Genomic DNA, 25,447 nt, shown 5'->3' with positions numbered 1-25,447 from the left:
TTGTAATTGATTAGTGAATTAGCGGGCCGCCATTGTGCGGCCCGTTGTTTTTTTACTTTTCCGAATTTGTTTTGTATTTACCTCTGCTTTTGCTCCGTTATGCTGGCGTCACTGCTGTGGAATAAAGCAGGATCAAACAGTTATAGGAGATACGAGATGAAATTCGTTGTGCGTGTGTTGTTTATGGTGGCGATGCTGGGGGCTGCTCCGGTCAGCTTCGCAGAAACAGACCAATATGAAGGTATAGAGATCACCGTTAACATCAATACGGCTAATGCAGAAGAGTTGGATAAACTGCTTGTTGGTGTTGGCCCTGAAAAAGCCGCCAGAATTGTTGATTACCGTGATATTAACGGTAAGTTTGCTGCGGCGGATGATTTGGTGAATGTGAAGGGAATCGGTCCGGCGACAGTCGATAAAAACCGGGAACGGATTAAGCTCTAAACAGGATCAGAAACATAGTTTGACAGACACTAAATTGAAGGAGAGAGGTGAGTAGTTCTCCTTCGTTTATATCAGTTTTTTACTGGATTACTCTGCTTCCATTTACGGTATAGCAGAGGGAGTAACGCTATTGCGATACCTGCAATACCACCGGCAAGGTGAGCTTCTGTCGCGACTCTCGCACCTATCAGAGCAGCAGAACTTACGGAACCGCCAAAAATCTGCTCCCAGCCAATTTTCCCTGCTAGCCCAAACAGTAACAGCCATCCCCCTTTGTATTTCCCTTCAATATCTTTTATTGCTCCCCAGCCAAACAAGCCGTGCAGAACACCGGACAGGCCTGCGTACCACTGAATGTCGGTAATAATAATTGCAAGTCCGACTGCGATGGAGAGTGTCAGCAGCAGGAAAGTGAACTGACGGGCGGAAAAATGCCAGCGGAAGATGAAAGTGATTATTGCCAGCGCCAGACTATTCATTATCATATGCGGCCAATTAGTGTGAGTCAGGTTACCGGTAAGGAGCCGCCATACTTCGCCATGGTTTAAAATTGCGCTACGATCCCATGCTAACCAGTTTTGCACTGTTGGCCATTGGGTAATGAACAACAGACTGATGGCGAAAATTAAATAGGTACGAAAAGACAAGGTCACCTCAATGAGCAGATATTGCGAACAGTGTGGTAAGGCGAAAAAAGCCTGCATCTGTAGTTGGATTGAAGTTATTGATGCTAAAACTGAATTGCTGATTTTACAACACCCGTCGGAGGTGAAACGGGCAATTGGTACAGCGCGAATACTGACATTGTCGCTGCCCAATGCAAAACTTTTTGTTGGAGAGGATTTTTCTGCGCATCATGAGCTTAATCTCTTGCTCAATGATCCAGTGCGAGATGTTTACCTGATCTATCCTGGCGAGGGTGCAATTCCGGTTTCACAACTGACTGATTCTGTTGTAGCTAAAGAGAAAATTCGCACTTTAATCCTGCTCGATGGTACCTGGAAGAAGGCTTACAAAATGTGGCAGTTGTCGGATAATCTTCACCGATTGCCAACGGTGTCGCTCGATAATGTTGAGCAGGGAAACTACCGGATCCGAAAATCACCGAAAGAGCAGGGTGTTTCGACCGTTGAAGCCGGATATCTTGCTCTGAGCGCATTAGAAGGCGACAGTAACAAATTTGAACCTTTGCTCAATGTTTTTAATCGGATGATTGAATACCAGATCCGTCAGATGCCTGAAGGAGTGTTTGAGAGAAACTATCAGCAGTAGGTGCGAGTGTGAATATATAAGATTAGAGATACGAGACGTAAGTTTTTCGCTTCGTTCACCTCGTATCTCGATACTAATCCCTATCTGTTCCTAGAATCCATGCCCCTCATTACCCACACCTACCGCAGTAGTCGGCTGGAACAGGGTGCTATAGAGTCGTTGGGCAAAACCATCGGTCATTCCGGAAATGTAATCGGCAATGATGCGATGTGCGTTTTCTCCGTTGCTGGTTGCTTGTCGCCAGCGATCGCAGGTATTGGCTGGTAGCAGGCGCTCAGGGTCGGAGGCGAAAGCCTCAAACAGTTCCATAACCAACTGTTGTCCTTTGTATTCCAGCAGCTGTATTTCCGGCTTTTTTACCACGTATTCGCTGACAAACTGTTTGAGGACTTCAAGGACTTTTTCCATTGGCTCCGACAGGAAGGCATTCCATTGCAGCAAAGGCTCGTTAAAGCTGTCTATATCGTTTTGGATTGCAGGAGCAATGTGAATTGAGGTCAGTAGGGCATTAACCATGGCACCGATGGCATCTTTACGCTCATGGTGATTGCTGAACAGTTGCTGGCTGATTTTACCGACTTTCTCTTCAAACCAGGGCTCACCACAGTCAGCTAGCTTACTGGCTACGGCTTCTTGCCATTGCTCTCGGGTGATAATCCCCATGACGATCGCATCTTCCAGATCATGGACTCCATAGGCGATATCGTCGGCTAGTTCCATGATTGAGCAATCCAGCGATTTAAAACGCGTCTTCAAATGCTGGGTTGGATTTTCCCGTTCGTGACGCATCTGGCTGAACAGTTCCCGGTCATGCTCTGAAAGCAAAGCCAGAACCCACTCGAAAGTTTCTATATCGTCGTTATAGACGCCTTTAGCCGGATGCCAGTCTTTGGCCTTCAGGTGACGGAAGTTGGCAACATCGGCTGGCAGCTCTGTTGCCCGGGTATTGCTGATCAGCGCCGGGTATTTAAGCAATCCGAGTAGGGTGCGACGTGACAGGTTCATACCAAAATGTTCGGTATATGGTTCCAGCAGGGTAACGATGCGGAATGTCTGGGCATTGCCTTCAAAGCCGCCATGTTCACGCATCATATAGTTCAGAGCGACTTCACCACCATGACCAAAAGGTGGATGGCCTATGTCGTGAGCCAGGCACAGGCTTTCCATTAGGCTGGTGGATGGTAGTAACTCTCTGAAATTGGGATGTTTCAGTTTTAACTGAGCGACAATACCTGTACCGATTTGGGATGCTTCAAGCGAGTGGGTCAGGCGGGTACGGTAGAAATCGTGGTGTCCGGCTCCGTGGACCTGGGTTTTAGCCTGAAGTCGTCGAAATGCAGCAGAGTGGAGGATTCTGGCACGGTCGCGTTGATAAGCCGAACGGTGGTCGTTACGGCGCATTTTCTGTTCATTGCTTTGGCGGTTTTCCCAGCCGGGAGCAAGATTGAATTCTGTCATTAGCTGATATCATCCAGCGTTAAGTTAAAACTGTCGGCAAAGGTCGTAAGGAAATATTCCATTTCCTGCGTGGAGCGTTCGGAGAGCGTTTGCTCGAGCCGTTTCTTCGCTTGGGCAAATTCGTGGTTACCGACATTGAGTTCTTCCAGGCATTTGAGATAAGCGCACAGGCTGTCAGCCTGCTTCACTATTGCGTAGTCTTCCTGGTTGATTTTGTGACTGTCGAGCAGCGGGGCGTAATCATCCTGAAACTCTTCCGGCAGCATGGAAATCAGTTTTTGTTCGGCAGCCAGTTCAATTTTCTTATATTCCTCGGCAATGGCCGGGTTGTAGTACTTAATCGGGGTTGGCATATCTCCGGTTAACACTTCGCTGCTGTCGTGAAACATTGCCAGCAGGGCAACGCGCTCAGGGTTAGTGTTGCCACCGAATTTACGGTTTTTGATCAGAGCAAGGGCATGGGCAACGAATGCTACCTGCAGGCTGTGTTCTGAGATGTTTTCAGATGAAACGCATCGCATCAGCGGCCAGCGCTGAATGAGTTTCATCCGTGCCAGGTGGGCAAAAAAGTGACTTTTTTCCATATCGGTACTTCTTGGCAGTCAGGAGCGATAATTCTCGGGTCGATAGCGGTTTCCGTTTGACCCATTTCAATTGTTTTCCCGGGTAACTTGCTGTTATCGGACAAACATTTTTCCTATATCTAGCTATAAAGGTAACAGAAATATTGCGGAGGTAAAAAAGCCTCAGTAAAACTGAGGCTTATGATGGGAGCTGAAATACAGTTACTGACGGTAGTTGTGCAGGAAGCGTTCCAGTCGACCAATTGCCACTTCCAGATCGTCCACCCGCGGCAGGGTAACGATGCGGAAATGATCCGGTTTTTTCCAGTTAAAGCCGGTACCGTGCACGATCAGGACTTTTTCCTGGTGTAAGAAGTCCAGCGCCATTCTTTCATCATTGATGATATTGAATTTCTTCTGATCCAGCTTCGGGAAAAGGTACAGCGCACCTTTCGGTTTGACACAGCTCACTCCTGGAATCGCCGTCAGCATCTCATAGGCTTTATTGCGTTGTTCCAGCAGGCGACCGCCGGGCAGGATCAGTTCGTTAATGCTCTGATAACCGCCAAGGGCTGTCTGAATTGCGTGCTGCATTGGTACATTGGCACACAGTCGCATTGAAGAGAGCATTTCCAGCCCCTCAATGTAGCCTTTTGCCAGATGCCTTGGTCCGGACAGGATCATCCAGCCGGAGCGGAAACCACAGACCCGGTATGATTTCGACAGGCCGTTGAAAGTGACGCAGAATACATCCGGTGCCAGGGCCGCTATAGATGTATGCTGAGCTCCTTCGTAAAGGATTTTGTCATAAATCTCATCGGCAAAAATAATCAGCTTGTGCTGACGGGCGATTTCGACCACTTCCAGCAGAAAATCCCGGCTGTATACGGCTCCGGTCGGGTTGTTCGGGTTAATCAGTACGATACCGCGTGTATTCGGGGTGATCTTTTTGCGGATATCGTCGAGGTCTGGATACCAGTCGGCTTCTTCGTCACAGATGTAGTGAACCGCTTTACCGCCAGACAGGGAAACCGCAGCGGTCCACAGCGGGTAGTCGGGGGCCGGAACCAGAATTTCGTCGCTATTGTTAATCAATGCCTGCATCGACATCATGATCAGCTCTGAAACACCGTTACCGATGTAGACGTCTTCAACATCCAGATCCAGCATACCGCGCTTCTGGTAATGCTGCACAACGGCCTTACGTGCCGGGTAAATGCCTTTGGAGTCACAGTAGCCCTGTGAGGTAGGCAAATTACGGATCACGTCTACCAGGATTTCATCCGGGGCATCGAAACCGAACGGCGCAGGGTTGCCGATATTCAGTTTCATAATCTTATGGCCTTCCTCTTCCATGCGTTTGGCATGTTTCAGGACCGGCCCGCGTATGTCGTAACAGACGTTATTTAATTTGGATGACATCCCGATGTTATGCATTGCTGTGTTCCTGCGCAAAAATTGTCTCTTATGGCAACAAATTACACTATAAATCTGTGCAAAATAAATACCCTACAGAAAAAAATCACGAAGAAGAGTATTTCGTATAATTAAATTCTGATTTGATAAGTGAGATCCTCTGTAGGAGCGTTGTTTTCGGAGGCTCTTCTGTTAGTAGAGTGTTACGTATTATTTGATGAGAAATATATACCCTGTAGACAAGGTTGATTAAGGAATATGTTGAGATATGAAGATTAGTGTTGAGTCATGTCTTTATTAGTCAGAATCGATTTAGTGAGGTAGAATGGCACATTCACTATGCAGCTAATCAGGTAGGTTAGCTGACATAAAGGTAGAACTATGTGCCAAGTGACAGGCATATTAAAAATCAGCCAGGGATGAGCCGTTACAGTGCTTAGAGCTGAGTGAGGTTACCTTGACCGCGTTACAACAAGCAGTTGAGTCTTTGATTGAACAGATTCAAACAGCAACAAAAACAACTCAAAGATTAATGGTGAAGCTGGATCTGCCGGCTAACACTGACCTGATTGACTGGATTGAGTCTCAGCCTCTTTTCCCGAAATTTTACTGGCAGTCTCGCGATAGCCGTGAAGAGGTTGTGGCACTAGGCCAGCTAAAAACATTTACCGATCCGATGGCAGCGGAAAAGGTGTTGTCGGATGATCAGCGAATTTGGGGCGGACGCTCTTTTGATGGTCGTTCGAGCCGAAACCGTCGCTGCCTTTCTTCTTTTTTCTTCCTTCCTGTGCTGGAAATCATCCGTTTTGATGGCTGCTGGCAGTTAGCTGTCAATATGTCTGATGATAAAGAGAAAATATTACAGACTCTGGCACAGGTAAAACCTGAAGCATCTGAAATCTCAGCTATCAAGAGCAAGATTTTGGGCCGTACTTACGCACCTGATTTTTCCGGCTGGTCGACGATGATCAGCAATGCCCTTGAAGCGATTTCGCAAAAAGTATTTGAAAAAGTGGTATTGGCACGCAGGACAACCCTGAAGCTCGATACGCCTGTGTCTCCGGCCCAGCTTCTTAAAGCCAGTCGCGGTAGTAACATGAACAGCTTTCACTTCATGATGGCAATGGATGAAAAGCACTGCTTTGTCGGTTCAACGCCGGAGCGCCTGTTTTTACGCCACAATCGCGATTTGTTGACGGAAGCCTTGGCCGGAACAATAGGACGTAGCCACGATCCTTCTGAGGATAATCGCCTGGCGCAATGGTTGCTGGATGATAACAAAAACCGCTATGAGAACCGGCTGGTGGTTGATGATATCGTCAGTCGTCTCAATACCTGCTGTGAATCGATGAATGTCGCGCAGACCCCAGAGTTAGTGCGCTTGCGCAAGGTACAGCACCTTAAACGCAGTATTGATGCCCAGCTTAATGATCAGGTGTATAGCGCTGACTTGCTCGATAGTTTACAGCCAACAGCCGCAATTGCCGGTTTGCCGCGTGATAAGGCGCTGGACTTTATTTCTGAGCATGAGCCGTTTGCCCGAGGTTGGTATAGCGGAGCTGTCGGCTTTTTGAGTCGTCAGCGCAGTGAGTTCTGCGTGGCTATCCGCAGTGCCCTGATAATGGGCGAGGAGCTTCACTTGTTTGCAGGAGCCGGGATTGTACCGGGCTCGACAGCAGACAGTGAGTGGAAAGAGCTGGACAGAAAAACGTCGACACTGTGTAGCCTGCTGAGTTCGGAAGAACCGGAGCTGGAGCGGAGAAGCGCATGAGCAAATCAGGAATGATGTCGGTCACCGGATCGCTACTGCCAGCCCGTGCTGCTCTGAATAAGTTGTGGGCAGGCCTGATGCTCGAAGAGGTGGCCCGTCTTGGAGTGAAGCATGTGTGTATCGCGCCGGGCTCCCGCTCTACGCCTCTTACGCTGGCGGCGTCTGATAATGACAGGCTGACACTGCATACTCACTTTGATGAGCGCGGACTTGGCTTTATGGCGCTTGGGCTTGCCAAGGCCTCAGGAGAGCCGGTTGCCGTGGTGGTAACATCCGGTACTGCTGTGGCCAACTTGCTTCCAGCGGTTGCTGAGTCTGGGTTGACCGGCGAAAAGTTGGTTTTGCTGACCTCAGATCGCCCTCATGAATTAATCCAGTGTGGTGCCAATCAGGCTATTCGCCAGCACGGTATTTTTTCTGATCACGTTACTGAATTTCATGATTTGCCGTCGCCTACCCAGGATATCTCTCCTGGTTGGTTGCTGACGACGATTGATTCTGCCATGTATCAGCAAAAGGTGCGTGGCGGGTCTGTTCATTTTAACTGTCATTATCCCGAGCCGTTGTACGGTGAAGAGCAAGACTTTTCATCCTATCTAACCCCGGTTCAGGATTGGTGGGCAGACGGAAAGCCTTACACTCATTATCACCAGGCAATGTCGGAACAGGCTGTCATAAATCCGGAGTCACTGGCCGAGTTTGCTTGCAGTAAAGGCGTGGTGATTGCAGGCCGGATGGCTCCGGGTGAGCTAACTCTTGTTGCAGCACTTGCCGAGAAAATGGGCTGGCCGTTGCTGGCTGATCCTCAGGCCGGTGGCAGTAGTGACTGGGCCGGTTTTGATGTCTGGATGCAAAATGATCTATGCCGCCAGCATATTGAACAGGCTGAAGTCGTGTTGCAGTTTGGCGGACGTTTGGTATCCAAGCGTTTGTTGCAGTTCATCGGCTCTCATCAATGGCAGCAATATTGGTTGGTTGATCCGCTGGATGGAAGGCTGGATCCGGCTCATCGCCGTAGCCACAGAGTTCAGGCTGCTATCGGTAACTGGGCCGAGCAGGCCTGTGAGTTATTGGGTGAGGTGTTTACATCTCCGTCAGTGGGTTGGGCCGAAGGCTTGAAACGTGCCTCTGTCGCTTACTTTCATTTGCTGGCAGAGCAGAATGACCAGCTTACCGAAATCAGTCTGGCTGCGAATCTGCCTAAATGGTTGCCGGAACAAACCGAGCTCTTTTTGGGTAACAGTCTGATTGTACGTTTGCTTGATATGTGCGGGCAGTTGCCACAAACCGCCACTTTCGCTAACCGCGGGGCGTCCGGTATTGACGGCCTGATTGCCACTGCTGCCGGCGTGCAGCGGGCTCGTCAGGCTCCGTTGCTTTGCCTGCTGGGTGATACTTCACTGCTTTATGATCTTAACTCGTTAGCACTGTTGAAAAGCAGCCCCCGTCCGATAGTGGTGCTGGTTACCAACAATGACGGTGGGGCAATTTTTGATATGCTTCCGGTTCCGGATGCAAAGAAAGATGCCTTGTATCGGATGCCGCACGGACTGGAGTTCAGCCATGCGGCTGCCATGTTCGGGATCGACTATCATAAGCCGGAAACATTAGCTGAAGCCGAACAGGCATGCCGTCAAGGGCTGACTCAGCCGGGAGCGACACTGATTGAAGTTCAGACTCCGCCGGGTCAGAGCGGGCAGATGTTGAAGTCTCTGTTTGCCGAGGTTAAGCATGCCGCTTTACTCTGAAACATTCGGATGTCGTCCTGCAAATGATGACAGTCGCCCGACATTGGTTTTCCTGCATGGTTTGCTGGGTTCCGGTCGAGACTGGCGTCATGTAGTAGACCGGTTGTCGCGTTCTCATTTTTGCCTGACCATTGATTTACCGGGCCACGGGCAAAGCAGCATGGTGTCACCGGAAGGCTTTGAGTCGGTAAACCGGCAAATCACAGAAACGCTGGAGCATCGTCATGTCGGTGCTTATGTGCTGATAGGCTATTCGATGGGGGCGCGGCTGGCAATGTACCATGCGTGCCATCAGGTTCCGGTCTCTGATTCAGAGAGAAATAGTCACGCTGAGCTGGTCGGTCTGATTGTAGAAGGCGGTCATTTGGGTCTGCCGGAAAGCGAAAGGGCTGCAAGGCTGGAAAATGATCAGCGTTGGGCCCGTCGTTTTGCCGCAGAACCGCTTGCTGATGTTCTGGATAAGTGGTATCAGCAACCTGTATTTTCGTCACTAAATCATGACCAAAGACAAGGTTTAGTTAAGAAACGCAGTGATAACCTTGGTGCCGGTATAGCACGTATGCTACTGGCTACATCACTGGCCAGGCAGCCTGAGCTGAAACAGCAGGTTGCACAACTGGCGTTACCTGTTCTCTACCTGTGCGGAGAGAACGACAATAAATTCAAAAGCCTGGCTGAAGACTCGGGATTAGAGATCAATATTATTCCGTCAGCGGGGCATAACGTCCATGTCGAACTGCCTCATGAGTTCGGTATGGCTGTCACTCATTTTTTAGATAGATTGGAATAAATCATGGCTAGAACCGTAGGTCTGACTGAAGAAGAACTGTACGCACCGGTAGATTGGACTGATTGTTCAGAAGGTTATCAGGATATTCTTTTTGAAAAATCAGCTGATGGTATTGCTCGAATCACCATTAACCGTCCAGAAGTGCGCAATGCATTCCGTCCTCAGACGGTAAAAGAGATGATTAATGCTCTGGCAGATGCTCGCTATGACGAGAATGTGGGCGTGATTATCCTGACCGGTCAGGGCGAGCACGCGTTTTGCTCCGGTGGTGACCAGAAAATCCGTGGCGACTACGGTGGTTACCAGGACGACGAAGGCACGCACCACCTGAACGTGCTGGATTTCCAGCGTCAGATCCGTACTTGTCCTAAGCCTGTTATCGCCTCTGTTGCCGGCTACGCGGTTGGTGGCGGCCATGTCTTACATATGATGTGTGATCTGACTATTGCGGCTGAGAATGCTCAATTCGGTCAGACTGGCCCGAAAGTGGGTTCCTTTGATGGCGGTTGGGGGGCTTCTTACATGGCCCGTATCGTTGGTCAGAAGAAAGCTCGTGAGATCTGGTTCCTGTGTCGTTTCTATGATGCGCAGGAAGCTCTGGACATGGGTCTGGTAAACCACGTTGTACCGTATGCAGAGCTAGAGCGTGAAACTATTCGCTGGTGTCGTGAAACCCTTCAGCATAGCCCGATGGCGCTGCGTTGCCTGAAAGCGGCCCTGAACGCTGACTGTGACGGTCAGGCAGGTCTTCAGGAGCTGGCCGGCAATGCCACTATGCTGTTCTATATGACAGAAGAAGGCCAGGAAGGTCGTAACTCATTCAACGAGAAGCGTCGTCCGGACTTCACCAAGTTCAAGCGCAACCCGTAAGGGGAGGCTTTGACTATGCGTAGTGCAAAACTATACAGATACTCTCTGCCGATGGATTCCGGCGTGATCCTGCGTACTCAGCGTTTGGATTCCCGCGAAGGCTGGATTGCGGAGCTGCGTGACGGTGATGCTGTCGGCTATGGTGAAATTGCACCATTGTCGGAATTCAGTAAAGAAACGACGGCGGAAGCCGGAGAGCAGGCCCAGGCACTGCTTGAGCTGTGGGTAAAAGGTGAAGCTTTCGCGCTTGCTGACGCCTTGCCGTCTGTCGCTTTCGGGCTGAGTATGGCCGAGCTGGAACTTACCGGTGACCTGCCTGCTGAAGGTAATTACCTGACTGCTCCATTGTGTGCCGGTGATCCGGATGCCCTGGTTGTTGCCCTGAGCAAGATGCCGGGTGACAAGGTGGCAAAAATCAAAGTTGGCATGTACGAAGCTGTTCGTGATGGCATGGTGGCGAATATGTTCATTGAAGCCATTCCCGGCCTTCGCTTGCGTCTGGATGCCAACCGTCAGTGGACGCCGGTGAAAGCACGTCAGTTTGCCAAGTATGTGAAACCGGAACACCGCAGCGGTATCGCTTTCCTTGAAGAGCCGTGTATGACGCCGGAAGATAGTCTGGCGTTTGCGCAGGAAACCGGGATCAACATTGCCTGGGATGAAACTGTGCGTGATGAAGGTTTTGAAGTTAAGGCTGAGCCGGGCGTATCCGCGATTGTTATCAAGCCAACCATGGTAGGCTCGGTGCAGCGTTGTATGGAACTGGTGAAGCAGGCACACGAAGCTGGCCTGACTGCTGTGATCAGCTCAAGCATGGAATCAAGCCTGGGTCTGAACCAGCTGGCTCGTTTTGCTGCGTGGCAGACGCCGGATGTTATTCCGGGGCTGGACACCATGCAGTTATTTAAAGCACAGCTTGAAACACCGTGGCCTGAATGCGGGCTGGCGGTGACCCCGTTGTCAGATCTTGAGGTGGTATGGCAGGAGTAACTCCTTACTTTGCTACCTGGCCCTGGCAACATTGGGCAACAGAGCGGCCGTCAGCGGCCGCTTTGCGTTTTGGTGAGCAAACATTCAGTTGGGCAGAAGTCTCGGCCCGGGTTGATGAATATGCCCAGGGGCTGGCTGAACAGGGCGTCAAACGAGACCAGCTGGTGGGCGTGATTGCGCCAAATTCACTTCAGGTTCTGTGGCTGATTCTGGCAACAATTCGGGTTGGAGCCCGTTATGTCGGACTGAATCCGAAAAATACCCAAGCCGAGCTGGAGCAGCAATTAAACCAGCTGCAATGTGATTTTCTCTGGTATCCGCCAAAAGCTAGCTATGCTTTCGATGACTATCCCCGATTGATGTTGCTGCCGCCGCCCAGCCCTCGTCTTGTACCGGTAACCTGGCAGCCGACTCGTGCCGCAACTCTGACTCTGACTTCAGGATCAACGGGTACACCGAAAGCGGTTGTTCACTCGGCGCAAACTCAACTCGCAAGTGCTGAAGGTTTACTGGCGTGGATGGAGTTTGGTGAGCAGGACTGCTGGTTGTTGTCACTGCCGTTGTTCCATATATCCGGACTGGCGATTGTCTGGCGCTGGCTTTACCGGGGCGCCCAATTGGTTGTTGCGGAGCCGACGCAGTTTGATAAAGCCTTGTCAGAAGTCACGCACGCATCCTTAGTGCCGACTCAGCTACATAGGTTGCTGGCGTCTCGATCTATTAACAAACAGCCTGTGGCATTAAAAGAGGTACTGCTTGGCGGTGCGGTTATCCCAGTGAGCCTGACCGAACAGGCAGAAGAGGCGGGAATCCACTGCTGGTGTGGTTACGGTATGACCGAGATGGGTTCGACAGTCACAGCCAAGCGCGCTAATGCCAGTGCCGGAGTCGGTAACCCGTTGCCAAACAGGGAGCTGATGCTGCACGACGGCGAAATCTTGGTTCGCGGTAAAACCTTGTGTATTGGCTATTACCGCAACAAGACTATCTTTCCTGTCGGTGAAGATGAGTGGTTTGCAACCAAAGATCTTGGCTGCTGGCATGATGAAGAGCTGCATATTCTTGGTCGGGCCGACAACATGTTTATCTCCGGTGGTGAGAACATCCAGCCGGAGTCGATTGAAAAGGTACTGTTGGGACATCCCGAAGTGAAGCAGGCGTTTATTCTGCCGATTGAAGATGCGGAATATGGCCAGCGCCCTGTTGCTATTGTGGAAACCTGGCAACGGCTTGATGAGTTGCTTAAAGAGCAACTTAGCGGTTTTATGCAGTCGAAGGTAAACGGCCTCTGCCGACCTGTTGACTACCTGGCGTTGCCTGAATCACTGGGCAGTACAGGGATTAAAATCTCACGTAAGCAGCTGGCGGAATGGTTAGCAGAAATTAGCTAATCAGGGCGCTTTCAGCAACTCAATAAAAAGCGGAAGCCACTGGCTTCCGCTTTTTTATTGGGTGTCTAGTTCTCAGGACCTTATTTATAGTCGCCCCGCAGCGCGAGCACTTCTTCTCTGAGTTGGTCGCTGCTGGCTTCTCTGGCGTTGATTGGCTTACCAACCACAATGTTGACCCGTGACCAGAAGCGTTTCGGACACTTGAGTAGAGCACATCCACCTTCACGGCTAAAAAAGCTCCCCCACAATCCCTGTAGTGCAACCGGAATTACCGGTACCGGGCTGCGTTTAATAATGAGATCAATCCCACGCATGAAAGGGCCTATTTCGCCGTCATAGGTCAGCTGGCCTTCGGGGAACACACATACCACATCGCCTTGCTCCAGGTAGCCGCTCACTCTGGTGAAGGCTTTCAGGACTGAGCGGCGATCGGTGGCATCTATCGGGATCACCTTACAGGCTTTGCAGAATGCCCTGATAAACGGAAGGTTATAGATATCTCTGTCCATCAGAAAACGGATCGGACGCGGGCAGGCCCCGGCCAGCAACAGGGCATCCATATAACTGACGTGGTTGCAGACGATTAACGCGCCACCCTCAGTCGGTATATTGGAAATATCTTTGTGCTTAACCCGGTACATGGTGTGGCTGATCAGCCATACCATAAAACGCCAGAAAAAGTCCGGTACCTGAGTATAGATATAAACCACGACACACAGGTTCAGCAATGACAGGAATAGGAAGAACTGAGGAATTGTTCCTCCGATAACTGACAAAAAGACAATCGCGGTAATGGCACTGAAGACCATAAAAAAGGCATTCCAGATATTATTGGCTGCAATGATCTGTGCCCGCTCTTCTTCTTTTGCTCTGCTTTGCATTACGGCATAGAGGGGAATAATGAAAATACCGCCGGAGACACCAAGCATGGTCAGCGAGACAAAGACCCTGAACAGTTCAGGGTTGGTAATAAAATCAACAATCGACTGGGTTGCCGGTACGATATCAGGCGATGCAAACATCAGGTCGGCCCCAAATAATGTGATCCCCAGGCTGCCCAGCGGCACGATACCCGGTTCAATGCGGTGGCCAGACAAGCGGTCACACAACAGAGAGCCGATAGCGATACCAACCGAAAATAGAGTCAGCAGGAAGGAAACTGATGCAGCATCGCCGCCAAGGTGCAATTTGGCGAAGTTCGGGAATTGGGTCAGGTAACAGGCTCCAAGGAACCAGAACCAGCTGATGCCCAGAACACACTGGAAAATGGTTTTATCACGGTGTGCAATTGACAGGGTATGGCGTGTTTGGCGGTAGGGACGCCAGCGGAATACTTTGTCAGGATCACTCGGTTTGGCTTCCGGGATCCAGCGTGAACTCAGGTAACCGATAACAGCAAAACTGATCACACTGATTGCCGCAACTACAGGTGCATTCGGCTGGTTGGCAATGAAACCCGCAAGCAGAGTGCCAAGCAGAATGGCTAGAAACGTACCGGTTCCAACCAAGGCGTTACCAGATACCAGTTCTGATTTATCCAAGTGCTGTGGCAGTAGGGCATACTTGGCTGGGCCAAAGAAAGCCGACTGAGATCCCATAAGAAACAGTAATACCAGCAGGGCCATGTAGCTTTCAGTAACAAAAGCCATGGCTGCCAGCGACATAATGACTATTTCAGCCATTTTTACAACGCGCATAATCAGCGCTTTGTCATACTTATCAGCAAGAACGCCGGCAGATGCTGAGAACAGGAAAAACGGCAGTATAAACAGGCCTGCAGCAAGATTGATAATAAGATCGGAATCAATCGGCAAGGTGCCAGGGGCGGCAAAGGCAATAAGAATGAGCAGAACATTCTTATAGACATTGTCATTAAAAGCCCCAAACGCCTGGGTGAGAAAGTAGGGTAAAAAACGTCGTTTTGTTAACAGGCGCGACTGGGGCTGGACACTCATTCTAATCTACACTCCGCTTAAGCTTTCCAAGCGTTGAGGTAGGTATCGATAAGGTTGTCGATCAGTGCTTTGCCATCAACCGGCGTCGAGGTAAAGAGCTTGTCATCTACAGAAAGCAGGGTGATACCGTGAACACCTGCCCACAATACGCGGCTGGCTTCCAGTACTTCTGCATCTGTTTTTTCTGGGGTAATGTCGCGGATCAGTGCTTCCAGCATACCCGTCATATTGTCGATACGATCAGACTGCCATTCCGGTAGCTCTTCGCCCTGCATAGTGTGTTGGAAAATCAGCTGCCAGCGATAAGGGTGTGCAGCTGCAAAATTAAGGTAGCAGTATGCTAGCTTACGCAGAGCATCTTCAGGAGATGTTACATCTTTCATCTGCTCTTCAGCTTCAGCAAAAAGTTCATCCAGAGTTTGGGCGACAGCGTGAAGAAGCAGTAGGTTGTAGTTGCCGAATACGTTAACCAGGGTGCTTGGCACGTAGCCGATCATGCCGGCAACTTTGCGAAGGCTAAGCTCGTGATGCGGGTGTTCATTGAGAAAGTTTTTGACTTGCTCCAGTGTCATATTTACCAACTCTTCACGAGTATGGTCATTTCGTCTTGCCATTGAATTTTACTCTCAATTGAAAATAGTTTTACTTTGCTAATTGTAATATGGATAAACACAGCCAGGTGTTTGCAAAGTAATAATGTATACCGATAGCTTAAGCCGAACGGATATAATATAGAACGATGTTCGATATTTTAGTTGTTATCTGTCTTTAGGGTCAAGCTTAAAGGAAGTCACTTTGCTGATTACTCGGTCACTTGTGATTTATATCAAACACAATCGAGCACAATTCCGACTAGATTAAAGCTGAATATTGGCTTCTGGTGAAACCATAGGCAGTGCACTTTATTTTCTTTGCTCTGCATTCCGAATGGAAATCTGATCATTTAATGTCCAGAAATCGATAAGCACACCGATCAGGAAAAAACCAAAGGTGAGCAAATAGAGGATCCCAGTCAGCCATTTGCCCATGTACATTCGATGTACGCCGAATACGCCAAGAAAAGTAAGCAACAGCCAGGCAACGTTATAATCGGTTTCTCCGCTTTGGAAACGAAGGTCGGCTTCTCGGTCCATTGAAGGGATCAGGAAAAGGTCAATCAGCCAGCCGATACCGCAAAGTCCCAGAGTTAAGAACCAGATTGTTCCGGTAACAGGTTTGCCGTAATAAAAACGGTGAGCGCCAGTGAAACCAAAAATCCAAAGAAGGTAGCCGATGAATTTGCTGTGGGTGTCTTGCATGACCAATACGTCCTGTTGTTATCGGTGATATCCTTGTTACCGATATTATTAGCAATTAGTGCTGTAATACCAATTGGATAATGGAATTATTGATAGTTTGAGCCTGTTTAATATGAATGTAAACAGATAATTTACCACCTGTTTTATTAGCTAATTTTCAAGCGATAAATATTAGTAACAATTTGCTCATGCTGTTTAGTTGACATTCAGTTGTTGCCCGCTAGGATTCAAGGGCATAAATTTGGCAAAGGTATCCATATCCATGAAACGCTTCTTCACAGTATTTGCTTTGATTCTGACGGTGTCATTTATGACACCGCATGCGGAAGCAAAGAAATTTGGTGGTGGTAAATCGTTCGGCAAAAGCTTTAAAACTGCGCCGGTAAAACAACAGAAACCACAACAGACCGATACACTGAAACAACAGAACCCGACGGCTAATCCGGCTAAGAATTCTAGTAAGAAAGGACTGATGGGTGGCCTGCTGGGCGGCTTATTGGCTGGTGGCCTGTTGGCTGCATTCTTCGGTGGCGCTTTTGAAGGTATCCAGTTCATGGATATTCTGATTATTGGCCTGATTGCATTTGTGATCTTTAAGCTGTTCAAATCCATGCGCGGAGCGAAATCAACGCCAATGGGGCACCGTGAAGCTTATGCCGGAAATTCGCCGCATCAGCAATATCGCCAGTCAGCACCGGAAATGAATTCAACTTCGTCTGAATCACAGGGCTTTGCTTCTTCAGACAGCGATGTGCCGTTTAATCTGGTTCCGGGCTTTAATATGAATGCCTTCCTGAACGGTTCTCGTGAACATTACCGTATTCTTCAGGGCGCATGGAACCATAACGAGCTGGAGACAATTCGCGAGTATGTCAGCCCGGCATTGTTTGATGATCTGGTAGCTGAGCGCGCCAAACTTGAAGGTGAGCAGCATACAGAAGTGATGTATGTTGATGCTGAACTGGTTCGTGCTGATTATGACGTGAGCATTGCTCAGTTGAGTGTGAAGTTCTCTGGTCGATACAAAGATCGTCATGAGGATGTTGAAGAAGAGATCACTGATATCTGGCACCTGGAGCGTGATTTGCTGACGCCGAATGCGCCTTGGCTGATTGTTGGTATCCAAGCTTAATTATTGAACAATAAGAAAAATTAACTCAAAGGCCGCTTAGAACAGCGGCCTTTTTGTTTTCACAAATGTGCATTTCTTTGAAGCACGTCGCTTTTTCGCTGCTGTAACCACGACCAGATATGATCTTGGCACCTACTTTTCTTCCGGCAAGCCGCTAGTATTAACTCATCACGGAAAAAGAAAGAGGTTTACTATGCCGTACACGCCAGAACTAGTTGAAGAAATGAATCTGCTGGTGAAATTCCCAATGCACAGCAATATGGAAGGGATTAAGGTGCATAGTTCAGCTGCACCGGACATGGTAGCAGCAGCAAAGCGTCTGTATGCGAAAGGATTAGTTACTCAGGAGGATGGTGGTTACCTGACTTACTCAGGTCATCAGGCTGTTGAGCATGCTAAATCGGTATTACGTATTCTTACCGGAGAAGTGACTGAATAACGACAATAATCGTTAAAATAAACAGGCTTTCGGAAAACATGACCTCAGGTCATGTTTTCCAGTTCGGTAATATTATCCAGTGCCTGTTGGGACGTTTTCCCACAGACATCCGGACAGGCTTTGAACTTGTGGCATACCGCCGGGCGTTCCGGTTTACCAAACAGCTTACACAGATTGTCGTCGTTGAGCTGGACACAGCGTACTCCCGCTGGCTTTCCGTTGGGCATTCCCGGAATGGCAGACGAGATACTCGGGGCAATACAACAGGCACCACAGCCTAATCTACATTCCATAACTCACCTATACTTTATCTGTCACTTAAATCGGCTGCGAAAGTTATCATTCATAAGCTGACGAATCAAAAAATATTGGTTATCACTACGCTAAATAATAATGACTATTATTACAGCTCCTTTTCGGCCCGGATCCCGCTTAAATGCTTGCACTTTACCGTTCAGAGGGCTATAAAACCGCCTCCTTACAAAGGTAAGACGTGACACAGAAAAGGCTGGGTATATGGTACATTTTTGGCAAGAAAAGAATTTAGAGGTAATGACTGAGCAGGAGTGGGAATCACTCTGTGACGGTTGTGGTAAATGTTGCCTGCATAAATTGATCGATGATGATACCGACGAAATTTACTACACCAATGTTGCATGCAGCCTGCTGGATGACCAAACCTGTTCCTGCAAAGATTACCCGAACCGCTTTAAATCTGGTGAAGAGTGCCTGAAGCTGACTCGTGATCGCATTGATGAATTTGTCTGGTTGCCGGAAACCTGTGCTTATCGTTTGCTGGCCGAAGGTAAAGACCTGCCGGAATGGCACCCGCTGCTAACTGGCACGAAAGAAGCGATGCATAAAGCTGATGAATCGGTACGCGATAAAGTGGTTTATGAAATCGATGTGATAGATTGGGAAGACCACATCCTGAATCATCCTGATCGCTGCTGATAAGGGTAATAACCCCGCTAAAAGACAGAAAAATCCCGGCCTTACGCCGGGATTTTTGCTTTTAATCTTGTATTTGAAGTGGGCTGGGTTAGCTATGCCGCCAGATTCTGTTGAGCGCTTTGCAGAATTTCTACAATTGGTGCCGCTTTATTAAGTCGGCGGATATCAGTAAACAGTTCTTTTGCCTGCGGGTATTCATGACGCAGGTAGGCGAACCATTGCTTGACCCGGTTAGGGTAGTACAGGCCCTTGTCACCCTTGATTTCGTATTCTGAATAGCGGAGTAGCAGAGTCAGTACATCAGCCCAGCTCATATGTTGGTGATTGTGTTTAACCACATTCCCCAGGTTTGGCAGGTTGAGTGCGCCACGGCAGACCATCAGAGAGTCAACACCGGTAGCATTCAGGCAATCCTCGCCGTTCTGGTGGTTCCAGACTTCGCCGTTGGCGATGATTGGAATAGCAACCCTGTCTTTGATTTCGCGAATGTATTCCCACTTAATGGTTTCGGCCTTGTAGCCATCTTCTTTGGTGCGGGCATGAATGGTGACTTCTGTTGCTCCAGCCTGAGCGACCGCATCTGTGATTTCAAGGCCATGTGATGGGTCATCCCAGCCCAGACGGATTTTTGCCGAAACTGGCTTAGCAGGATCAACAGCCTCACGTATAGTTTTGACGATTTGGTAGATAAGTTCAGGCTCTTTGAGCAGAGATGCTCCGCCGCGGTTTTTATTTACCGATTTAGCCGGACAGCCAAAGTTGATATCTACGCCGGGAGAGCCGAGCTCAATTGCCCTACAGGCATTTTCTGCCATCCAGTGAGGGTCCTGGCCGAGCAGCTGTATACGGACCGGAGTTCCGGATGAGGTTTTACCGCCGTTGTGCAGCTCTGGGCACAGGCGATAGAAGACACTGTTAGGTAACAGTTGGTCGACAATGCGAACAAATTCGGTCACACACAGATCGTAATCATTGATTTCGGTGAGCATCTCCCGCATCAGGTGATCAAGGACGCCTTCCATCGGGCCTAAAATAACTCGCATAGCCTGTCTCGTAATGCACTATTGACTGTTTAAGAGGCGAGATTCTAGTTCGGAAAGGCTGGCTTGTCACCTAGTCAGTACTGGTTAGTTCTAATCAGTTCTAGTCAGTTCTAGTCAGTTTGATGTTCCAACGGATCGGGAAATAACGCCTTGCCGGAGATAATGGTTACTTTGCTCAGGACGTTATCTTCAGCCAACAGAGAAAGCTCCAGCATGGCTCTGGCAACATCTTCAGCCGGGATGGGGTTAAGGTGGGCCAGTGGGCCAATCGCTATAGGGTGAAGCAGTTTGAAAATACTTTGAACCAGCAGTTCGTCTTTGCGTGGTTTGACGCGCTCACCTTTGAGCGGACCAGGGCGAACAAATACGCAATGGTCAAAGCCTATCTTTTTCAGCGCCCGCTCCATTTTTCCTTTGCAGCGAAGATAGTGGGAAGGGGAGTAGCGGCTGGCGAACAGGCTGGAAATTACTACGATATGCTTCACGCCAAGCAGGTGCATGGTTGTTGCCACCTCTTTGACAAGGTGGAGGTCGACGGCTTCCAGAGCTTTGTTACTACCGGCTCGTTTTTTGGTGGTGCCGAGACAGATAAAACCAATGGTCGGGGTTAAATCAGAGTCTTCCCAGGAAGTGACCCTTAATTCAGGATGAATTATCTGCACCAGCTTATTGCTGTGAAAAGGGAGTTCGTGACGAGAAAGAGAATAGACAGTCTGGAAATGCGGATGACCGAGAAGCTGGTGAAGGAGCTCATCTCCTACTAAGCCACTGGCTCCGGCAATAATTGCATTTGCTGTTCCCTGAGACATTAATTTCTTCCTGAGTTTTGTCGCTACGACATTCTTTTTTGCCAGTATCCGAGGAAAAATTCAACGAAAATAGTTCGGTTCTGTTGGTTTGATAGTCAAATGATGGCAAAACGTCACTGTTTACTTTCATTGGGGCTATTTGGCATCTGCGTAACTTTACTTCTTGGTAAAGGTCTATTGGGTATATAATCTGCGGCTTATTTCTGATTTGCTCGATAACCGGAATACATGATGACAGAATTAATGACCCTGCCAGCCGACTGGGATGGCATGCCAGCTGCTTTTATTGAAGGTGCTTTACTTGCAGCGAATGCCAACCCGAAACCGATGGAACCGGAAACATGGTTGCCGGTGCTGGTAACAGGTGGCGTTGATGAAGACGAACCGGTAGCTGTGGCCGAAGAGCAGAAAATGGCGATCCTGAATCACTTTGAGATGCAATACCGTCACATTAAAGCTGGTGAGTATGTGCTTCCTTCACAGGTGAACTGGGAAGAAGAAACGGGTATCACTGACGAGCTGAGTCATTTTGCCGAAGGTTTCTTAGCTGTGTGGTCTTTCATTGAACCTAACTGGGAAGAACAGCCGATTTCTGATGGCACGATGCGTATGCTATCGGCACTGCTGACAACCTGCATGTTGCTGGTCGATGAGAGTTCAACTCTGGCTCAGATGGAAGAAGCGGGTGTAACAGGTATGCCACAACCAGAGTCGCTTTATGCTCAGTTGTCGTTGATGTTGACGGAAGTGGTGATGGCTGCCGACGAGCTTCAGCAAGGTGCGGGTGCACAGGCAGTAAATCCATATAAAGAAACCGGTCGTAATGATGCCTGCCCATGTGGTAGCGGTAAAAAATTCAAACAATGCTGTGGTAAGTAATGACTGACTTGAGCTCAGCTTCCCAAGATAAGCCGGAAATTCTGGTGGTTGCCGGAGTGATTGAGAAAGAAGGTAAGTACCTGCTTGCTCAGCGGTTTGAACATGCCAGCCAAGGCGGCTTGTGGGAATTTCCCGGCGGAAAGGTTGAAGCGGGTGAAACACCGGAGCAAGCGCTTGAGCGCGAGCTGCAGGAAGAGTTGGCGATTGAAACTGAAACCGGTGACTGGCTCGCTGATAGCGTCTTTGATTATGGCGACAAGGTGATACGCCTGCGAGGTTTTGTCAGCCACTGGCGTTCTGGTGAGTTGGCGTTGCACAGCCATCAGGATGCCGTGTGGGTTGAAGATTCGCAGATGACGGCCTACCAGCTTTGCCCGGCAGATTACCCGATAGTGGATGCGCTGGGTGTGAAAAATCGGGCTAAGGACTAAGCACCTCACTGGCCAGTTTGGTAATAATAAAAAAGGCGGCAAACTTAGGTTTTCCGCCTTTATCTTTTTTTGAGTATTTGAAGCTTTGAACGTTAGCTTTGTTTCTTATCTACACTTCCCAAAAACTGCGCCACAGCAATGATGGCCAAAGCGACAAGGTTAGCGGTGAAGATGATAACCAGCCACTGAGGCATTGACTGGCCAAGGAAAGACCAGACAACTTTGCTGCAGTCCCCAGTTGCTTCAAACATCCATGGTACCCATTTATTCAGCGGTGCCCACTCCGGAAACTTCACGAACAGATCGCAAGTTGCAAACGGCGACGGGTTGAACTGGTAACCGACGTGTTCCTTAGCCAGCTCAAGACCACGGTAAGCACTGTAACCCCATGCGGCAAGGCCTGCCCAGCGGATAATTGCATTCTGAGGGGCAATCATGCCAATCAGGGCTGCAAAGCCAACACCCATCATCGCCACTCGTTCATAGATACACATTACGCATGGATCCAGCTTCATGACGTGCTGGAAAAACAGTGCGCACAGCTCAAAGAAAACGATGAAGCCAAACAGAAGCAGCCACGACAGCCGGCTTTTAGAAAATGTATACAAAAATTGCATGGATTGATCTCACTTCAAGTTATACCAAACCCAATGTATATGACTTGGTATTATAATAAAGCCCTGACGAATCAGGGCTTTAATGTCATCATTTCTGACACTTATCTTCAAGGAAGATTCAATTAATGTCCAGTTGCAGGAGCAATATGTGATACAGCTTCCGCAACATGGTGAGAAAGCCATCCCATGTCATGGAACCATTCTGTCATCGGAACCAGCATAAACTCGATACCAGCCAGGCCAACGAATGTCAGGACGATGGTGTAAGGCAGAGCCATGTAAACCATGCGGCCGTAAGACAGACGGATTAACGGAGCCAGTGCCGAAGTGAGCGCAAACAGGAAGGCTGCCTGACCGTTTGGCGTTGCAACAGACGGCAGGTTTGTACCTGTGTTGATTGCTACTGCCAGCATGTCGAACTGGTCACGGGTGATGATACCGTTCATCAGTGCCGTCTTCACTTCGTTGATGTAAACCGTACCAACGAATACGTTATCCGATACCATCGACAGCAAGCCGTTGGCGATGTAGAACATCGTCATCTGTGCACTGCCTTCCAGCTCCAGCACCATGTTGATGATTGGCGCAAACAGGTGCTGGTCGATAATTACCGCAACAATTGAGAAGAAAACAGCTAATAGAGCGGTGAATGGCAGGGCTTCTTCAAATGCTTTACCCAGTGCATGCTCTTCCGTTACACCAGTGAACGAGGTTGCCAGGATGATAACGGTCAGGCCGATAATACCTACTGCTGCCAAGTGAAGGGCAAGACCTAGGATCAGCCAGACTGCGATGATTACCTGAACGAAAAGTTTCGCGTAGTCGATGTTAGTCCAGGTTCTGCGTTCTTCGTCATCGAAGTCCACTAGAATTTTACGTACGTTTTCTGGCAGTTTTGTGCCGTAGCCGCAGATTTGGAATTTCTCAACCAGAATACAGGTCAGGATACCGCAGATAAACACAGGAACAGTTACCGGTGCCATGCGAAGAATAAATTCGCCAAACATCCAACCGGCCTGGTCGGCAATGATTAGGTTCTGTGGTTCACCAACCATGGTCATTACACCACCTAAAGCAGTACCGATACCGGCATGCATTAGCAGGCTGCGCAGGAAGGCACGGTAGTTTTCCAGGTCGTCACGGCTTACTTCACGAATGTGTTTGTCGGAAGTATGGTCGTGGGCGGCATGGGGCTCCTGGCCTGATGCAACCTTGTGGTAAATGCTGTAGAAGCCTACGGTTACACTGATCACAACAGCGATAACTGTCAGGGCATCAAGGAATGCTGACAGGAAAGCCGCTGAAATAACGAATGACAGAGACAGCAGCGTCTTTGAACGAATGTTGATCAGTATCTTGGTGAAAATGAACAGCAGCAGCTGCTTCATGAAATAGATACCGGCAACCATGAAGATCAACAGTAATAGTACTTCAATGTTAGCAACCAACTCGTGTTTTACCTGTTCTGGACTGGTCATCCCGATAGCAACGGCTTCGATAGCCAATAGGCCACCAGGCTGAAGCGGGTAACATTTCAGGGCCATTGCAAGCGTGAAGATAAATTCAACAACCAGCAACCAGCCAGCAACGAAAGGGTCAATCAGAAAAAATACGATTGGGTTAATGACAAGGAAGGAAATGATAGCAACCTTGTACCAATCAGGCGCCTTGCCTAAAAAATTCTTTATAAAGGCGTTCCCTAGCGAAATAGCCATGTTCTTGGATCTCTTATAATACGCGGATAATTCTACGAGCTGCTTGCTCACATACCTTTTTGCCTGCGAATAAATACCTAAAGGGTAAGTTTTCTTGTCAGCTCTTTAAGATAAAAATCACGTCCTTGATGGTCTTTAACTAAAGCAGGCAGCAGCACCCATTCAGCTCCCAATTTTTTGTTGTGCTAACTCTACAGTGTGATCTTTAACCGTCAAGTAGTGGGATGAGTATTAAGTCAATTAGGTGTATTTTCACCCCGTAACGGGAGATCGAGGCGATAAGATTACCATGCTCTGAAATATTTTCTTACAATTCTCATGAAACGTTGAGCATTATCAAATTTAGTAATACAAATTAAAACAATTCATTTACATAGTCAGCAAAGTTTCTTCGAACGCATAACTAGTGGTATGATGAGTTCAATAACATATAAGCAAGAAGCGATTGGAAAACTAATCTGATGGTTATAAAGGCTGATAGCCCAGCAACATTTGCTGAGAAATACATTATTGAGAGCATCTGGAATAATCATTTTCCACAAGGCTCTATTCTTCCGGCGGAGCGAGAGTTATCCGAACTTATTGGGGTAACCCGAACTACATTGCGCGAAGTACTTCAGCGTCTCGCCCGTGATGGCTGGTTGACAATCCAGCATGGCAAACCAACCCGTGTAAATAACTACATGGATACCTCTGGTCTGAGTATTCTGGATACGCTGATCACCCTTGATGGTCAGGACGTTCAGGGTGTTCTTGAAGACCTGCTTTCTGCACGTACCGATATCAGCAGCGTATACATGCGTTATGCGATTAAAGGTAACCGTGAAGAATCCAGCCAGTTGCTGGAAAGCATTATTCACTCTTGTGAAGAACTGTTGAAAATTGATAGTTTTGAAGAGTTTATAGAGCAGAGTGAAGTGAAAGCTGAGCTTCTGCAGGAAGTGAAAAAAATCACTGACAAGTACGGTAAAGATCAGCCTGAACTTTGTGAAGCTATCTGCCGTGCTCGTGCATTTAACTATTACGACTACCGTATGTTCCAGGGTATGGCGGCGAAGTCCGGCAATACACTTTATGTATTGACCATTAACGGTCTGCGTAAGATCTATACCCGTGTTGGCGGTTATTACTTCATGTCTAAAGAAGCGTGTGAACTGGCGCTTGAGTTCTACCGTGATATGAAGACTTTATGTGACAATAACCAGCCTGAACTGGTTGCTGATCGCATCAAGAAATATGGTCGTGAGAGCGGTGCAATCTGGTACAGTAATCGTGAAGAGATTGCTCGTTACCTGTATGAAGAAGAGCAGTAATTACTGTTTTCTGTTGTAAAAAAGAGGGTATTTACAATAGTATTTCGGAATTTAAAAAGGAGATGCCGGTGGCATCTCCTTTTTTTACTTATATCTTTATTTGATTTACTTATATTTTTTGAAAGATGTTTAACTTTCGTTATTTAATA

26 protein-coding genes are annotated in these 25,447 nt (G+C 48.5%); 14 read left to right on the top strand and 12 right to left on the bottom strand.

The window, feature by feature from the left end; all coding sequences use genetic code 11:
• The first annotated feature begins 183 nt into the window (after nucleotides 1–183).
• Nucleotides 184–444 (top strand): ComEA family DNA-binding protein, encoded by a 261-nt coding sequence (locus AACQ93_RS12435; RefSeq protein ID WP_369808741.1) that lies wholly within the window; start codon nucleotides 184–186, stop codon nucleotides 442–444.
• A gap of 71 nt (nucleotides 445–515) precedes the next feature.
• Here the strand turns inward: AACQ93_RS12435 and rrtA are convergent, their stop codons facing one another.
• Nucleotides 516–1,148 (bottom strand): rhombosortase, encoded by a 633-nt coding sequence (gene rrtA / locus AACQ93_RS12430; protein WP_198160129.1) that lies wholly within the window; start codon nucleotides 1,146–1,148, stop codon nucleotides 516–518.
• Here rrtA and AACQ93_RS12425 point away from each other — a divergent pair.
• Entirely contained in the window at nucleotides 1,102–1,716 is a 615-nt protein-coding gene (locus AACQ93_RS12425) for a tRNA-uridine aminocarboxypropyltransferase (RefSeq protein WP_064605286.1), read from the top strand. The genes rrtA and AACQ93_RS12425 overlap by 47 nt on opposite strands.
• Before the next feature lie 90 nt (nucleotides 1,717–1,806).
• On the opposite strand, the gene AACQ93_RS12420 is transcribed toward AACQ93_RS12425, so the two are convergent.
• The 3 genes from AACQ93_RS12420 to AACQ93_RS12410 all read right to left on the bottom strand — a co-directional run bounded on the left by AACQ93_RS12420 (nucleotide 1,807) and on the right by AACQ93_RS12410 (nucleotide 5,174).
• The gene (locus AACQ93_RS12420; RefSeq protein WP_064605285.1) at nucleotides 1,807–3,174 is read right to left on the bottom strand and encodes an anti-phage deoxyguanosine triphosphatase; all 1,368 of its coding nucleotides are present in this window, start codon (nucleotides 3,172–3,174) and stop codon (nucleotides 1,807–1,809) included.
• Nucleotides 3,174–3,758, bottom strand: coding sequence for a 5'-deoxynucleotidase (gene yfbR / locus AACQ93_RS12415; RefSeq protein ID WP_064605284.1), 585 nt, complete (start codon nucleotides 3,756–3,758; stop codon nucleotides 3,174–3,176). Before yfbR ends, AACQ93_RS12420 begins: the two co-directional genes overlap by 1 nt.
• A gap of 201 nt (nucleotides 3,759–3,959) precedes the next feature.
• A complete protein-coding gene (locus AACQ93_RS12410; RefSeq protein ID WP_007470061.1) occupies nucleotides 3,960–5,174 on the bottom strand; it encodes a pyridoxal phosphate-dependent aminotransferase in 1,215 nt (404 codons plus the stop codon).
• Nucleotides 5,175–5,610: 436 nt separating this feature from the next.
• On the opposite strand from AACQ93_RS12410, the gene AACQ93_RS12405 reads away from it, so the two are divergent.
• Genes AACQ93_RS12405 through menE form a run of 6 tightly spaced genes read left to right on the top strand, consistent with a single transcriptional unit; the run spans nucleotide 5,611 to nucleotide 12,713 of the window.
• The gene (locus AACQ93_RS12405) at nucleotides 5,611–6,924 is read left to right on the top strand and encodes an isochorismate synthase (protein WP_064605283.1); all 1,314 of its coding nucleotides are present in this window, start codon (nucleotides 5,611–5,613) and stop codon (nucleotides 6,922–6,924) included.
• Nucleotides 6,921–8,672 carry a 2-succinyl-5-enolpyruvyl-6-hydroxy-3-cyclohexene-1-carboxylic-acid synthase gene (gene menD / locus AACQ93_RS12400; protein WP_157097563.1) on the top strand — a complete coding sequence of 584 codons (1,752 nt, stop codon included), beginning with the start codon at nucleotides 6,921–6,923 and terminating at the stop codon, nucleotides 8,670–8,672. Before AACQ93_RS12405 ends, menD begins: the two co-directional genes overlap by 4 nt.
• Entirely contained in the window at nucleotides 8,656–9,462 is an 807-nt protein-coding gene (gene menH, locus AACQ93_RS12395) for a 2-succinyl-6-hydroxy-2,4-cyclohexadiene-1-carboxylate synthase (protein ID WP_064605282.1), read from the top strand. The genes menD and menH overlap by 17 nt, the downstream gene beginning before the upstream one ends.
• Before the next feature lie 3 nt (nucleotides 9,463–9,465).
• Nucleotides 9,466–10,332, top strand: a complete 867-nt coding sequence (menB, locus tag AACQ93_RS12390) for a 1,4-dihydroxy-2-naphthoyl-CoA synthase (protein ID WP_007470053.1) — start codon at nucleotides 9,466–9,468, stop codon at nucleotides 10,330–10,332.
• A 15-nt stretch (nucleotides 10,333–10,347) separates the two neighbouring features.
• A complete protein-coding gene (menC, locus tag AACQ93_RS12385) occupies nucleotides 10,348–11,322 on the top strand; it encodes an o-succinylbenzoate synthase (protein ID WP_064605281.1) in 975 nt (324 codons plus the stop codon).
• A complete protein-coding gene (menE, locus tag AACQ93_RS12380; RefSeq protein ID WP_064605280.1) occupies nucleotides 11,310–12,713 on the top strand; it encodes an o-succinylbenzoate--CoA ligase in 1,404 nt (467 codons plus the stop codon). The genes menC and menE overlap by 13 nt, the downstream gene beginning before the upstream one ends.
• Before the next feature lie 80 nt (nucleotides 12,714–12,793).
• Here menE and AACQ93_RS12375 read toward each other — a convergent pair whose 3' ends face one another.
• The 3 genes from AACQ93_RS12375 to AACQ93_RS12365 form a co-directional block, all read right to left on the bottom strand.
• Complete coding sequence (locus tag AACQ93_RS12375; RefSeq protein ID WP_064605279.1) at nucleotides 12,794–14,668, bottom strand: MFS transporter; 1,875 nt, start codon at nucleotides 14,666–14,668, stop codon at nucleotides 12,794–12,796.
• A gap of 17 nt (nucleotides 14,669–14,685) precedes the next feature.
• Nucleotides 14,686–15,282 (bottom strand): TetR/AcrR family transcriptional regulator, encoded by a 597-nt coding sequence (locus tag AACQ93_RS12370; RefSeq protein WP_007470045.1) that lies wholly within the window; start codon nucleotides 15,280–15,282, stop codon nucleotides 14,686–14,688.
• A gap of 288 nt (nucleotides 15,283–15,570) precedes the next feature.
• On the bottom strand, nucleotides 15,571–15,966 hold the full coding sequence (locus tag AACQ93_RS12365) for an NINE protein (protein WP_064605278.1): 396 nt from the start codon (nucleotides 15,964–15,966) through the stop codon (nucleotides 15,571–15,573).
• 262 nt (nucleotides 15,967–16,228) lie between these two features.
• Here AACQ93_RS12365 and AACQ93_RS12360 point away from each other — a divergent pair, with 262 nt between their 5' ends.
• Nucleotides 16,229–17,098, top strand: a complete 870-nt coding sequence (locus tag AACQ93_RS12360) for a Tim44 domain-containing protein (RefSeq protein ID WP_007470041.1) — start codon at nucleotides 16,229–16,231, stop codon at nucleotides 17,096–17,098.
• 193 nt (nucleotides 17,099–17,291) lie between these two features.
• Nucleotides 17,292–17,537, top strand: a complete 246-nt coding sequence (locus tag AACQ93_RS12355) for a TIGR02647 family protein (RefSeq protein ID WP_064605277.1) — start codon at nucleotides 17,292–17,294, stop codon at nucleotides 17,535–17,537.
• A gap of 44 nt (nucleotides 17,538–17,581) precedes the next feature.
• Here AACQ93_RS12355 and AACQ93_RS12350 read toward each other — a convergent pair whose 3' ends face one another.
• Nucleotides 17,582–17,830, bottom strand: a complete 249-nt coding sequence (locus AACQ93_RS12350; RefSeq protein ID WP_007470036.1) for a YkgJ family cysteine cluster protein — start codon at nucleotides 17,828–17,830, stop codon at nucleotides 17,582–17,584.
• A gap of 223 nt (nucleotides 17,831–18,053) precedes the next feature.
• Between AACQ93_RS12350 and AACQ93_RS12345 the strand changes: the two genes are divergently transcribed.
• On the top strand, nucleotides 18,054–18,491 hold the full coding sequence (locus AACQ93_RS12345; RefSeq protein ID WP_064605276.1) for a YcgN family cysteine cluster protein: 438 nt from the start codon (nucleotides 18,054–18,056) through the stop codon (nucleotides 18,489–18,491).
• A 92-nt stretch (nucleotides 18,492–18,583) separates the two neighbouring features.
• Here AACQ93_RS12345 and dusC read toward each other — a convergent pair whose 3' ends face one another.
• Entirely contained in the window at nucleotides 18,584–19,534 is a 951-nt protein-coding gene (gene dusC / locus AACQ93_RS12340; RefSeq protein ID WP_064605275.1) for a tRNA dihydrouridine(16) synthase DusC, read from the bottom strand.
• A 110-nt stretch (nucleotides 19,535–19,644) separates the two neighbouring features.
• Entirely contained in the window at nucleotides 19,645–20,343 is a 699-nt protein-coding gene (locus AACQ93_RS12335; RefSeq protein ID WP_064605274.1) for an NAD(P)H-binding protein, read from the bottom strand.
• Nucleotides 20,344–20,574: 231 nt separating this feature from the next.
• Between AACQ93_RS12335 and AACQ93_RS12330 the strand changes: the two genes are divergently transcribed.
• Together AACQ93_RS12330 and AACQ93_RS12325 are read left to right on the top strand one after the other, a co-directional pair.
• Nucleotides 20,575–21,222: a YecA/YgfB family protein gene (locus AACQ93_RS12330; RefSeq protein ID WP_064605273.1), complete on the top strand. Its 648-nt coding sequence runs from the start codon at nucleotides 20,575–20,577 to the stop codon at nucleotides 21,220–21,222.
• Nucleotides 21,222–21,653 carry a (deoxy)nucleoside triphosphate pyrophosphohydrolase gene (locus AACQ93_RS12325; protein WP_064605272.1) on the top strand — a complete coding sequence of 144 codons (432 nt, stop codon included), beginning with the start codon at nucleotides 21,222–21,224 and terminating at the stop codon, nucleotides 21,651–21,653. The genes AACQ93_RS12330 and AACQ93_RS12325 overlap by 1 nt, the downstream gene beginning before the upstream one ends.
• 92 nt (nucleotides 21,654–21,745) lie before the next feature.
• Here the strand turns inward: AACQ93_RS12325 and dsbB are convergent, their stop codons facing one another.
• Both dsbB and nhaB read right to left on the bottom strand, forming a co-directional pair.
• Entirely contained in the window at nucleotides 21,746–22,270 is a 525-nt protein-coding gene (gene dsbB, locus AACQ93_RS12320) for a disulfide bond formation protein DsbB (protein ID WP_007470025.1), read from the bottom strand.
• Nucleotides 22,271–22,392: 122 nt separating this feature from the next.
• On the bottom strand, nucleotides 22,393–23,985 hold the full coding sequence (gene nhaB, locus AACQ93_RS12315) for a Na(+)/H(+) antiporter NhaB (RefSeq protein ID WP_007470023.1): 1,593 nt from the start codon (nucleotides 23,983–23,985) through the stop codon (nucleotides 22,393–22,395).
• Between the two features lie 461 nt (nucleotides 23,986–24,446).
• On the opposite strand from nhaB, the gene fadR reads away from it, so the two are divergent.
• The gene (fadR, locus tag AACQ93_RS12310; RefSeq protein ID WP_064605271.1) at nucleotides 24,447–25,298 is read left to right on the top strand and encodes a fatty acid metabolism transcriptional regulator FadR; all 852 of its coding nucleotides are present in this window, start codon (nucleotides 24,447–24,449) and stop codon (nucleotides 25,296–25,298) included.
• Nucleotides 25,299–25,447 lie beyond the last annotated feature (149 nt).

It is taken from the genome of Photobacterium sp. J15 (assembly GCF_963870815.1).
In the GTDB taxonomy this organism is placed as follows: Bacteria; Pseudomonadota; Gammaproteobacteria; order Enterobacterales; family Vibrionaceae; genus Photobacterium; species Photobacterium marinum.
Note: the sequence above shows the minus strand (reverse complement) of the source record. Positions and strands in the feature narration are given on the sequence as shown.